We start from the raw sequence: 11247 nt of genomic DNA, 5'->3' as shown, positions 1-11247 counted from the left end.
CTACCCCCGTGCTTTTTGTTGCACGGGACCCACGGGTGCAACCAGCACCCGGCTTTCCCTGCGCCCTCTGATATCGAAGAGGGTGAAACCAGATGCAAACCTCGGGCAGCGAATGCCGCGAGAATGCGTACTCACATCCCCTCCGTTGTTTGACAATTGAATCAGATCTCACCTCGTCATTGCGAGCGTAGCGAAGCAATCCATCGCGCCGCGTGTGGAGGCATGGATTGCTTCGCTCCGCTCGCAATGACGAGGATAGAGCAGCGCGCTCGCACCTATCCCCTCACCCTGAGGAGACCGCGCAGAGAATCGTAGGGTGGGAAAAGCGAAGCGTACCCACCATTGAGCACTTCGCCCGTGATGGTGGGCACGCTTCGCTTTGCCCACCCTACGGCTTCTCGCGCAAGACTCTCACGAGATCAAGCTTGCGATCCAGCCCTTCTTCTCGCCTGCTTCCGCCGGAGCCGCATCCGTCGTCCCGCCCGCTGCAGCAGCGAAGCGCGTGAAGAATTCGCCGGCGAGCTTCTTCGCCGTCGAGTCGATCAGGCGCGAGCCGAGTTGCGCGAGCTTGCCGCCGATCTGCGCATCGACCTCGTAATGCAGCACCGTGACGTCGACGCTTTCCGCCTCCAGCCGCACTGTCGCGCCGCCCTTGGCGAAGCCGGCGACGCCGCCGGAGCCTTCGCCCGAGATGCGATAACTGTTCGGCGGATCGAGATCGGACAGCGTCACCTTGCCGCCGAAGGACGCCTTCACCGGTCCGACCTTGATGACGACGGTCGCGGTCATCTCGGTTGGCGACGTCATCTCAAGGCGCTCGCAGCCGGGAATGCACTGCTTGAGCACCGCGGGATCGTTCAGCATCGCCCACACCCTTTCCTTCGATGCGGGGATACGCGGGCTGTCGTTCATCTGCATGAGTAGGTCCTCAATGATATCAGGCGGAAACCGGCAAGCGCTGGCCGCGCCGCCGCTCGATCGTGATCTCGGCCAGGATTGACATCGCGATCTCCTCCGGCGTGATGGCGCCGAGGTCGAGGCCGGCCGGAGCCTTGACGCGGTCAACCAGCGAAGCGTCCACGCCCTCGCCGATCAGCTTGGCGCGCAGCGAAGCCATCTTGCGTCGGCTTCCGACGAAAGCGTGATAGCAGGCATCGATCGCGACCGCCGCGCGCAAGGCGGCTTCATCGCCCTTTCCCTGCGTCGACACCACGATGAAGCGCTTCGCGTCATTCAGTTTGCCCAACTGGAAGCCGTCGATCCGCTCGTCGGCATCGGGCACCGCGGCAACATCGGCTGCGGGCGCGGCGAGCGTGACGTGATAGCCGAGCGTGCGCGCCTGCGCGGCCAGCGACAGCGCCACCGGGCTCGCGCCAAGGATGATGAGCGAGGGATGCGGCAATACCGGCTCGACGAAAATATCCATCGTACCTTGGCTGGGGCACATATTGCTGGCGAAGCGGATGCCGCCGCGGCTCTCGCCGGCCTTGACGCCGAGCTCGGCGAGCAGGTCCTGCGGCTGCACCGACACCATCCGCGGCACGCCATCGGCGAGCGCCTCACGCGCCGCCTTCAACACCGCACTGCGCGCGCAGCCGCCGCCGATCCACCCCGCAACGATGGTGCCGTCGGGGGCGATGATCGCCTTGGCGCCGGCCTTCGCGGCCGTTACCGAAACGGTGCGCACCACGGTCGCGAGCACGAAGGCCCGCTCGGCCGATTTCATCTGCGCGACCAAATCCATGACTTCGACATGAGCGGTCATAGGAAGACTCCTTCAGATCTTCGCCAGATAGGGCTCGAGCGCGCGCAGGCTCTGCAGCGTATTGGCGGGCGCATAGAGATCGACATGCGGCAGCGCCGCCTTGATGCCGAGCGCCTCTGGTGCATAACCGTCCCAGGCCATCATCGGATTGAGCCAGACGATGCGGCGGCAGCGCCGTGCAAGCGCAGCCATCTCGCGGCCGAGCAGCGCTGCATCGCCGGTCTCGTAGCCGTCGGATACGATCATCACGCAACTGCGCGAATGGATGACGCGCGCGGCGTGCCAGCGGTTGAACGTCTGCAGGCTCTCGCCGATCTTTGTGCCGCCGCCCGCGCCGTGCGCCATGATCGAGAGCCGGTCGAGCGCGCGGCCGGCGTCCTTCTCCTTCATGGCATCGGAGACGTAAGCGAGACGGGTATGGAACAGAAATGCCTCGGCCTCGCGGAATTCATCGAGCACGCCGTGGATGAAGCGCAGGAACACGCTGGTGTACATGCTCATCGAACCCGACGCATCCAAGAGCACGATCAGCCGCAGCGGCTTGTCCTTGCGCTGCCGCTTCACCAGGCTGATCGGCACGCCGCCATGATTGATATTGCGGTGGATGGTGCGGCGCAGATCGAGCCGATAGCCGCGCCGCCGCGCAAGATCCCGCCGCGTCAATCGCGTACGCATGACCTTGGCGAGTTGCGCTGCAGCCTCATGCGCCTGCGCAACCTGGTCGGGATCGGCGAGCTTGCGGAAATCGACCTCGGCGAGATTTTCCGCCCGCGAAGCGCCTTCCATCCGTCCCTCACCGCTGCGTCCTTCGGGCACATCGTCGGACGACGGCACCTGGTCAGTCGCGGATTGGCCACCGCCCGGCGCAGGTTGGCCCTCCTGCAGGCGCTTGAGCGATGGACTGTTCGCCGCCTGCCCCGATGCCATGGTCCGCGATCGCGAACGCGCCCGCTTGCCGAGCCAGAACGCATCGAACAGCCCGTCGAATTTCTCCCAATCCGACTTCCGCGCCGAGAACAGATGCTTGAACGCCGACCGCAACGATCCGGGCCGCGCCGCATAGCCTTCGGCCATCAGCGCCGCGGCATCGCGGCCCTCGGCAAGGCCGATGCGAAAGCCGTTGTCGCGCAGCGTGCAGAGAAAGGCTGCAAGCCGACCCGAGACCAGCCGCGAGACCTCGTCGATCTCCTCAAAGCCCGGATTGGTGCCACAGCAGCTCATGCGACCTTCCCTAGCAGGCGCTGTGTCACCTCAGGTGCGAAGCGGGCGCGATCCTCATGAGTCTTCAGCAGGCAGATCAACGTCTCATGCACCGTCTCCGGCGCATCATTGAGATCGCGGATATCGAGGCCGACCAGCGCCGCCGCCCAGTCCAGCGTCTCGGCGACGCCGGGGACCTTGCGCAGATCCTCCTTGCGGATCGCCTGCACCATGCGCGCGATCTGCAGCGACAGCGACGGGATCGCGTTCTCGATCCGCGCCAGGATGATGCGCGTCTCGCGGTCGACATCGGGGTAGTCGACATAATGGTAGAGACAGCGTCGCCGCAACGCATCCGAAAGCTCGCGCGTGCCGTTGGACGTCAGCACGACATGCGGGATCGTTACGGCGGAGACGGTTCCGAGCTCGGGGATCGAGACCTGGAAGTCCGACAGCAGTTCGAGCAGGAACGCCTCGAACTCGTCATCGGCGCGGTCGATCTCGTCGATCAGCAGCACCGGCGCCTGCGCGCGGCGGATCGCAGCGAGCAGCGGCCGTTCGAGAAGATACTTCTCGGAGAAGATCCGGTCCTCGACCGCATCGGCATCCTCGCCTTGATGCGCCTGGATCGCCAAGAGCTGCCGCTGGTAGTTCCATTCGTAGAGCGCGGCCGACTGGTCGAGCCCCTCATAGCATTGCAGGCGGATCAGCTCGGTCGAATACGCCTGCGCCAGCGCTTTCGCGACCTCGGTCTTGCCGACGCCCGCCTCGCCCTCGAGCAGCAGCGGACGCCGCAGCAATTGCATCAGCGAGATCGCGGTCGCAAGCTCCGCATCGGCGATGTAACCCGATGCCGCCAGCGCTTGCGCGATCTCCTCACGTCCCTTCATCTAGGCGACCGCTCCGAGAGTCTTTGCCGCCTTCCAGTTGCGCCAGAAGTCGTGCGGCATCTGGATGTGGGTCGAGCCCAGGAACGAGAAGGCGTCGTTGACGGCGTTGGAGAACGCCGGCACGCCGCCGACATTCGGGCTCTCGCCGACCCCCTTGGCGCCGATTGGATGATGCGGCGATGGCGTCACGGTGAAATCGGTTTCCCAATGCGGGGTCTCGACCGCGGTCGGCATGAAGAAGTCCATGAACGAGCCGGTCACGACATTGCCGGTGTCGTCATAGCGGATCTCCTGGCCCATCGCGATCGCAAAGGCTTCTGTGAGCCCGCCATGCACCTGGCCTTCGATGATCATCGGGTTGATCCGGGTGCCGCAATCGTCGAGCGCATAGAAGCGCCGGACCTTGTACACGCCGGTATCGACGTCGATATCCATCACGCAGAGATAGGCGCCGAACGGATAGGTCATGTTGGGTGGATCGTAGTAGCTCACCGCTTCCAGCCCCGGCTCCATGCCCGGCGGGACGGAGTTGTAGGCGGCCCAGCAGATATCCTTCATCGACATGAACTTCTCCGGCAGGCCCTTGACCCGGAAGCCGTCGATATCGAACTCGAGATCATCCTCGTGGACTTCGAGCTTGTAGGCGGCGATCATCTGCGCCTTGGCCTTGATCTTGCGCGCAGCCATCGCGATTGCGGCGCCTGCGACCGGCGTCGAGCGGGAGCCATAGGTGCCGAGCCCGTAAGGCGCGGTGTCGGTGTTGCCCTCCTCGACCTGGATGTTGTCGGCGGGAATGCCGATCTCGGTGGCGATGATCTGAGCCCATGTGGTCTCGTGCCCTTGGCCCTGGCTCTTGGTCCCCATGCGCGCGATGCCCGCACCGGTCGGGTGCATGCGGATCTCGCAGGAGTCGAACATCGCGATCCCCAAGATGTCGCAATTCTTCGACGGGCCGGCGCCGACGATTTCGGTGAAGAAGGAGACGCCGAGCCCCGTGATCTCGCGGGTCTCGCCGCGCTTGAAGGCCGCGCGCTTGTCGGCCTGCTCCTGGCGGAGTGCGGCGTAGTCGGTCGTCTCCATCATCTTGCGCATGGCGGTGTGATAGTCGCCGGAATCGTATTCCCAGCCGAGGGCGGAGTGATAGGGGAACTGCTCCGGCCTGATGAAATTCTTCAGCCGCAGCTCAGCAGGGTCCATGCCGAGCTTCTGCGCCAGAATGTCCATCGCGCGCTCGATGCAATAGGCCGCCTCGGTGACGCGGAAGGAGCAGCGATAGGCGACGCCGCCCGGCGCCTTGTTGGTGTAGACGCCGTCGACCGTCAGATGCGCAGTCGGGAAGTCATAGGAGCCGGTGACAATGTTGAAGAAACCGGCGGGCCATTTCGACGGGTCGGCGCAGGCATCGAACGCGCCGTGATCGGCGAGCACATGGACGCGAAGCCCGGTGACCTTGCCCTCCTTCGTCGCCGCGATCTCGGTCGTCATGTGGTAGTCGCGCGCAAACGAGGTCGCGGTCAAATTCTCGATCCGGTCCTCGACCCATTTCACCGGTTTGCCGGTGACGATGGAAGCGACCGCCGCACAGATATAGCCGGGGTAAGCACCGACCTTGTTGCCGAAGCCGCCGCCGATGTCAGGCGCGATCACGTGGATCTTCTGCTCCGGCAGCTTGGCGATCAGCGACACCACGGTGCGGATCACATGCGGGGCCTGGAAGGTGCCCCAGATCGTCAGCTCGCCCTTGACCTTGTCAAAGGAGCACACGCACTGGCAGGTCTCGAGCGGCGACGGATGAGTACGGTGATAGGAGATCATCTCCTTGATCGTGACCTCGGCCTTGCGAAACGCCGCATCGGTCAGGTCCTTGTCCCCGACCGTCCACTCGAAGATGTGGTTGTGATGCTTGCGCGGCCCATGCGCGCCCGTGGTCTTGCCGGCGAGGTCCTCGCGCAGCACCGGCGCATTATGGTCCATCGCCTTGAACGGATCGACCAGCGGCGGGAGCGGCTCGTATTCGACCTCGACCTTGTTGATGCCATCGTCGGCGGCGTAGCGGTCGGTCGCGACCACGAAGGCCACCTCCTGGTTCTGGAACAGCACCTTGCCGTCGGCCAGCACCATCTGCACGTCGCCGGCGAGCGTCGGCATCCAGGCGAGGTTAACGGTCTTCAGCGTCTCGGCGGTGATCACCGCGAGCACGCCCGGTACCTTCAGGGCCTCTTCAGTCTTGATCGCCTTGACGCGCGCATGTGCGTGCGGCGAGCGGACGAAATCGCCATGCAGCATGCCCGGCAGCTTGACGTCGTCGACATAGTTGCCCTTGCCTTGCGTGAAGCGGATGTCCTCGACACGCTTGCGCTTGCAGCCCATGCCTTCGAGCGCGGCGGTGCGTTGTTCCCGCGTGGGAGTCATGTCGTTCATTCCGCGGCCTCCTTGAATTCGACATTGTTGAGCTTGGCGGCGGCATACTGGATCGCCCGAACGATGTTCTGGTACCCGGTGCAGCGGCAGAGATTGCCTGACATGCCCATGCGGATGTCCTGCTCGCTCGGCGACGGATTTTCCTGTAACAGCCGGTGCGCGCGCATGATCATGCCGGGCGTGCAGAAGCCGCATTGCAGGCCGTGCATCATGCGGAAACCTTCCTGCAGCGCCGAGAGCGAGCCGTCGGGGTTGGCCATCCCTTCGACGGTGGTGATCTCGGAGCCGTCGGCCTGCACGGCGAACACCGTGCAGCTCTTCACCGACATGCCGTCGAGATCGACGGTGCAGGCGCCGCAATGGGTGGTCTCGCAGCCGACATGGGTGCCGGTGAGCTGCAGATTCTCGCGAATGAAGTGCACGAGCAGCGTCCGCGGCTCGACCAGCCCTTCGACCTCCGCGCCGTTCACTTTCATGGTCACATGCGTCTTTGCCATCTGTTCTCTCCCTCTATGCCGCACGGCCAGCGGCGCGCTGCAGCGCGCGCATCACCATGATGCCGCCGACATGCTTGCGGTATTCGACCGGGCCTCGGGCGTCGGCCGCCGGCGCCATGATCGCTTCCGCAGCGGACGCGGCTTGCTTCAGTGTGGCCGCATCGAGATTGCTGCCGATCGCAGCGTTGGCAGCGTCCGTCGCGAGCAGCGGCGTCTCGTGCAGATTGGTCAGCCCGATCGCGCAGGTCGCGACCTTGCCGCCTGCCATGGTCAGCACGACGGCTGCGGCAGCGGTGGCGTAATCGCCAACCTTGCGCTTCAGCTTCTCGTAGGCATAGCCGTGACCGGCCGGCGGCACCGGAATGGAGATCGATGTCAGGATTTCGCCGGGCTCGAGCGCGGTGAAATAGGCGCCCTGATAGAATTCGCTCGCCGCGACCTCGCGCTCACCACCGGGTCCGCTCAGGCGGAAATTTGCGCCGAGCACGATCATCAACGCCGGCATGTCGTTCCCGGGATCGCCATTGGCGACATTGCCGCCGATGGTGCCGAGGTAGCGCACCTGGGGATCGGCGATCAGGGCCGCCGCCTCCTGCAGGATGGGCAGAGATTGCCGGATTGCCGCAGAGGCCAGCAGCTCGTGCTGGGTGGTCATTGCCCCGATCACGATCGTGTCGCCGTCGCGGCGCATGCCCTTGAGATCAGCGACGCCGTGAAGATCAACCAGATGAGTGGGCGTGGCGAGCCGCAGCTTCATCATCGGCACCAGGCTGTGCCCGCCGGCCAGTGGCCGGGCGTCGTCGCCCAGATCGGCCAGCAATTTGACCGCGTCGGCCAGGGTTGCCGGCCGGTGATAGCTGAAAGGTCCCGGGATCATCGTTTCCTCCAATCGTCCTTTGGCGCCGGTCGGGCGCGTGGACGTTGGCGGGACGGTCTCTCCGGTTTTTCCCGACCGCAATCGTTCGGGCACGGAATGGGGTTTTTCGCACGAAATGCGGATGGCGGGACACGAATTGCGTCAACCGCAGCGACCTATTGGCCGGAGCCGGGCCTAGGCATGGCGACGGCTGAGACCGAGTCGCGCCTTGACCTCGGCGATCTTGGCGCGGCTGACGGGGACGCGATGCGGCGAAGTGCCGTCGAGCTCGATGATCGCGCCATCGCCCTCCCTGCGGACGAAGGCCACATGCGGGATCGCGACGATGTGGCTGCGATGCACCCGCATGAACAGAGCGGGATCGAGCTGCGCCTCGGCCTCGGAGATCGACCACGGACACATCCGCTCCCGAGTCCCGTCATGCACCCGGGTATAATGCGCATCGGCCCGGACGCTGCGCACGTCAGCGATATCTATAAAGTGCGTGCCGTCGGCCCCCTCCACCGGCAGCCGCGGCGCGGGCGCCGAACGGGGCGGCCGGCCGACACCGCCGAGCGGCGCCGCGCTCAGCCGCGGTGCAACAGCGGCAGCCGCGACCGTTTCGGGCACGAGCGCATCGGCAGGCAACACGACCTCGCCGGCCATCGCCGGAACCAGATTCTGGCGGCGCGGATCCGGCACCAGCGACAGCAGGAAGCCAGCCGCGATCACGAAGCAGAGCACGGCAACGATGATCGAAAGGATTTGTTGCGACGCAGCAAGTCCGCCGCCGAGATGCTGATGCGTCCCCGCCGCAAGCGGTGCGAAATGCATCCCCGCCATCGCCGTATAATGCATGCCGGAGACGGCAACACCGAAGGCAATCGAGCTGACAACCAGTCGAAAGCCTTCCTGCTGCGCGAGGAAGGCGCGCAGGCCGCCATAGGCCGTCACCATCGCGACGATCACCGATAACAGGACGAATGCGTCGTCGTGCTCGATCATGAAACGACCGGACAGACCGTGGATGCCGACGTAATGCATGCTGGCGATCCCGGCGCCGAGCAACACGGCCGACGAGGCCACGCGCCTGAGCGACGGCTCGCCGATGCTGACGAAGAACAGGGAGATGCCGACCACCAGCGCGCAGATCAGAAAGGAGATGATCGTGGGCAGGACCAGATAGACGGTGTCGGGCGGCAGCGGGGCCGCCAGCATGCCGACGAAATGCATGGTCCAGATGCCGACAGCCAGAAACGCGGCGGCGCCCGCGAGCAGGATGCGGTTGCTGCCTCCCGGCGTGCCGCGAATCCGCGCCGCCAGGCTGAAGCCCGTATATCCACCCAGGATCGCGATCGCCACCGACAGCGCGACGAGATAGGGATCGTGTCCTTCGAACATGATCGTCTCGGCCGCCCGTCTCCACGGGCTGGCCCCTCCCTAGCCTCCCTACATAACCGGACAGTTAGAGACAGTCTACCGCTGCAGCAACGCCCTGTTCCCTTCGCAGATGCGATGTCATCTCGAAAAGCCTATGGTTGCGCGTGCACGTTCAATTGCGAAAGACATCGTCACGAACGTTGTCATTTGGTAACCAAGTAACAGTTGGCCGCACACAAGGAGACGAACCCATGCAAAAGGTCGCGCCGTTCGGGGCCGCCATCCTCATCCTGCTTCTGACGATTCCGCCAAGCCATGCCGGTCCCTGCGAGGACTCGATCGCGCGCGTTCAAGCCCAGGCCGATGCCGCGATCGAGAAACGCGCCGGCGCCGGGGGTTGGCAGAAGGAGAGTCTCGACGCGACGCGCAACTACCAGCCGACGCCGCGATCGATCGCCGCCACCGAAGGCAAATATGGGCGGCGTCTCCAACGCGTGCTCAATGCGCTCAATCTTGCCCGTGCCGCCGATCGCGCAGGGGATGCCGCGCAATGCAACGCCCAACTCGACAAGGCCACACGTGCGCTCGCGGCGGCGCGATGAGCCGTCACAGGTGGCCGCACGGCGTGCGACTGCCAAATGAGCGTAGCCGGAGGCCTAGCCGTTAACGGAGCGCGCGCCACTGAGCCGGCGTACTTCCCGCGATCCGCTTGAACACCGTGGTGAAATGAGCCTGGGTCTGGAATCCGACGCTCAGGGCAACCTCGACGATCGTCATCGTCGTGTGCCGAAGCAGTTCGTCGGCGCGGCGGATGCGCTGTCGCAGCAGATATTCGTGCGGCCGAAGGCCAGTCGCGATCCGGAATTGCGAAGCGAAATGCATCCGGCTCAATCCCGCAACGACTGCCAGATCCGAGAGCGTGATCTTCTTCGACAGATGGCTGTCGACATATTCGGCGACACGCTTCAGCCGCCACTTCTGCAATCCCCCGACCGGTCGCTCGGCAGGAACCGTCGTGACAGCTCGATCATTGACGAATGACCCGTTCTCGGCCTGCAACCCAAGCAACCTGATGGCCACGGCGAGCCGCAGCGCATCGGCGCGAATTCCGGCATGGCGGTCATAGGCCTGCCCGGTGTCCGCGAGCGCATCCGACAGGCATTTGATGACGGGATCCTTGAGCCGTTCGATCGCGGCCTTGTGCTGGAAGACATCGAGGCTACTGGCGGCGTTCAGCAGCGCGGCGCGCTCAGCTGCATTCCCTTCCGCATGACCTTGTGCTGCGATCGCGAGCACGAGGTGCAGGCGTTCAAACGCAAGCGCCATCCTGTCATCGACGACAGGACGGCCGGGCAGCAGCACCGCGGCCTGCGTCGACTTATTGAGACGTTCAGCTGCGGCTGTCTTGCGGTGATATGGTGTTTCATGGACAGTCGCGTGAACCGGCAGACCATCGTTGAAGTGAACGTTGTCATCTCGTCGAAGCTGAATCTGCGGCATGGTACCATCTCTCTGTCGCCATGGTGACCGTACGCCGGAAGGCCTGTACACGTTACCAATCGAGAGATCACTCTTCCTTGAGCGTCTCTCCTCGGAGCGGCCGCATTCCGACTTGTGCCTTGGAGAATATCTAGCACCGCCGCTCGCTCCATTCTACGGGCGTTTTCACGTACGTATATTGTGGGGCTAAGGCGATCATACCTTGGTATCTGCTGCGTGCGTTCGACGGGTAGGGCGTGCGTTCTTGAAATACCGTCGCGGAAGGCGGGAAGTAACTTTTCGGAGAGCTTAACCTCCGGAGAGCCGTCCTATGACAGGTCCGCTTCGGTCGAGGCGAAACCAGCTTTCGCGCACGTCCGGACGACGATCCCTAATCGCCGCACTCGCTGCTTGCATTTCGCTGTGGCTCGCCGTCGAATCGATTTCGCTCGAACCCGCGACCGCGCAGGCAGCGACGCCTGGCGTGCAGCCATTTCCGAACCTCGCCTCGCCGCTCGGTTCGGCAACGGGTTCCGCCATCCGGCCGGCAGGCATTCCGCTGGGCTCCACCGAACTTGCAACACCCGGCACGAGCCCGGTGCTGCCGCAATCCGGCGCCGCCATGAGTTTCGGAAACGAAAACTGTTTCACCGCCAGCAAACCGGGAGCGGTTTTCGATGGCGGCGGGCTGTCGGGACATTCCTCGGCCGGCTGCGGCGCGCACGGCACGACGAGCATCGTGCGTCCCATGACGTCGAC

11 protein-coding genes are annotated in these 11247 nt (G+C 64.6%); 1 reads left to right on the top strand and 10 read right to left on the bottom strand.

The features are described from left to right. Positions 1-411: 411 nt before the first annotated feature. The 8 genes from AC5ZG1_RS21360 to AC5ZG1_RS21325 all read right to left on the bottom strand — a co-directional run bounded on the left by AC5ZG1_RS21360 (position 412) and on the right by AC5ZG1_RS21325 (position 9030). Entirely contained in the window at positions 412-918 is a 507-nt protein-coding gene (locus AC5ZG1_RS21360) for an SRPBCC family protein (RefSeq protein ID WP_496134003.1), read from the bottom strand. Between the two features lie 19 nt (positions 919-937). Beyond that, the gene (locus tag AC5ZG1_RS21355) at positions 938-1765 is read right to left on the bottom strand and encodes an XdhC family protein (RefSeq protein ID WP_496134002.1); all 828 of its coding nucleotides are present in this window, start codon (positions 1763-1765) and stop codon (positions 938-940) included. A gap of 12 nt (positions 1766-1777) precedes the next feature. After that, on the bottom strand, positions 1778-2986 hold the full coding sequence (locus AC5ZG1_RS21350; protein ID WP_496134001.1) for a vWA domain-containing protein: 1209 nt from the start codon (positions 2984-2986) through the stop codon (positions 1778-1780). Next, a complete protein-coding gene (locus AC5ZG1_RS21345) occupies positions 2983-3855 on the bottom strand; it encodes an AAA family ATPase (RefSeq protein WP_496134000.1) in 873 nt (290 codons plus the stop codon). Before AC5ZG1_RS21345 ends, AC5ZG1_RS21350 begins: the two co-directional genes overlap by 4 nt. Next, the gene (locus AC5ZG1_RS21340) at positions 3856-6276 is read right to left on the bottom strand and encodes an aerobic carbon-monoxide dehydrogenase large subunit (RefSeq protein ID WP_496133999.1); all 2421 of its coding nucleotides are present in this window, start codon (positions 6274-6276) and stop codon (positions 3856-3858) included. Beyond that, positions 6273-6773 carry a (2Fe-2S)-binding protein gene (locus AC5ZG1_RS21335; RefSeq protein ID WP_028162161.1) on the bottom strand — a complete coding sequence of 167 codons (501 nt, stop codon included), beginning with the start codon at positions 6771-6773 and terminating at the stop codon, positions 6273-6275. The genes AC5ZG1_RS21340 and AC5ZG1_RS21335 overlap by 4 nt, the downstream gene beginning before the upstream one ends. A gap of 13 nt (positions 6774-6786) precedes the next feature. Then, the gene (locus AC5ZG1_RS21330) at positions 6787-7650 is read right to left on the bottom strand and encodes an FAD binding domain-containing protein (protein WP_456642722.1); all 864 of its coding nucleotides are present in this window, start codon (positions 7648-7650) and stop codon (positions 6787-6789) included. Positions 7651-7824: 174 nt separating this feature from the next. Beyond that, positions 7825-9030 carry an MHYT domain-containing protein gene (locus tag AC5ZG1_RS21325; RefSeq protein ID WP_496113845.1) on the bottom strand — a complete coding sequence of 402 codons (1206 nt, stop codon included), beginning with the start codon at positions 9028-9030 and terminating at the stop codon, positions 7825-7827. Between the two features lie 230 nt (positions 9031-9260). Here AC5ZG1_RS21325 and AC5ZG1_RS21320 point away from each other — a divergent pair, with 230 nt between their 5' ends. Continuing rightward, a complete protein-coding gene (locus AC5ZG1_RS21320; RefSeq protein WP_456642724.1) occupies positions 9261-9611 on the top strand; it encodes a hypothetical protein in 351 nt (116 codons plus the stop codon). Positions 9612-9672: 61 nt separating this feature from the next. On the opposite strand, the gene AC5ZG1_RS21315 is transcribed toward AC5ZG1_RS21320, so the two are convergent. After that, positions 9673-10509 (bottom strand): helix-turn-helix transcriptional regulator, encoded by an 837-nt coding sequence (locus AC5ZG1_RS21315; RefSeq protein ID WP_456642725.1) that lies wholly within the window; start codon positions 10507-10509, stop codon positions 9673-9675. A 288-nt stretch (positions 10510-10797) separates the two neighbouring features. After that, on the bottom strand, positions 10798-11238 hold the full coding sequence (locus AC5ZG1_RS21310) for a hypothetical protein (RefSeq protein ID WP_496133998.1): 441 nt from the start codon (positions 11236-11238) through the stop codon (positions 10798-10800). Positions 11239-11247: the final 9 nt, after the last annotated feature.

The organism is Bradyrhizobium sp. Leo78 (genome assembly GCF_059512425.1).
This window is presented reverse-complemented; position numbering and strand designations above follow the sequence as displayed.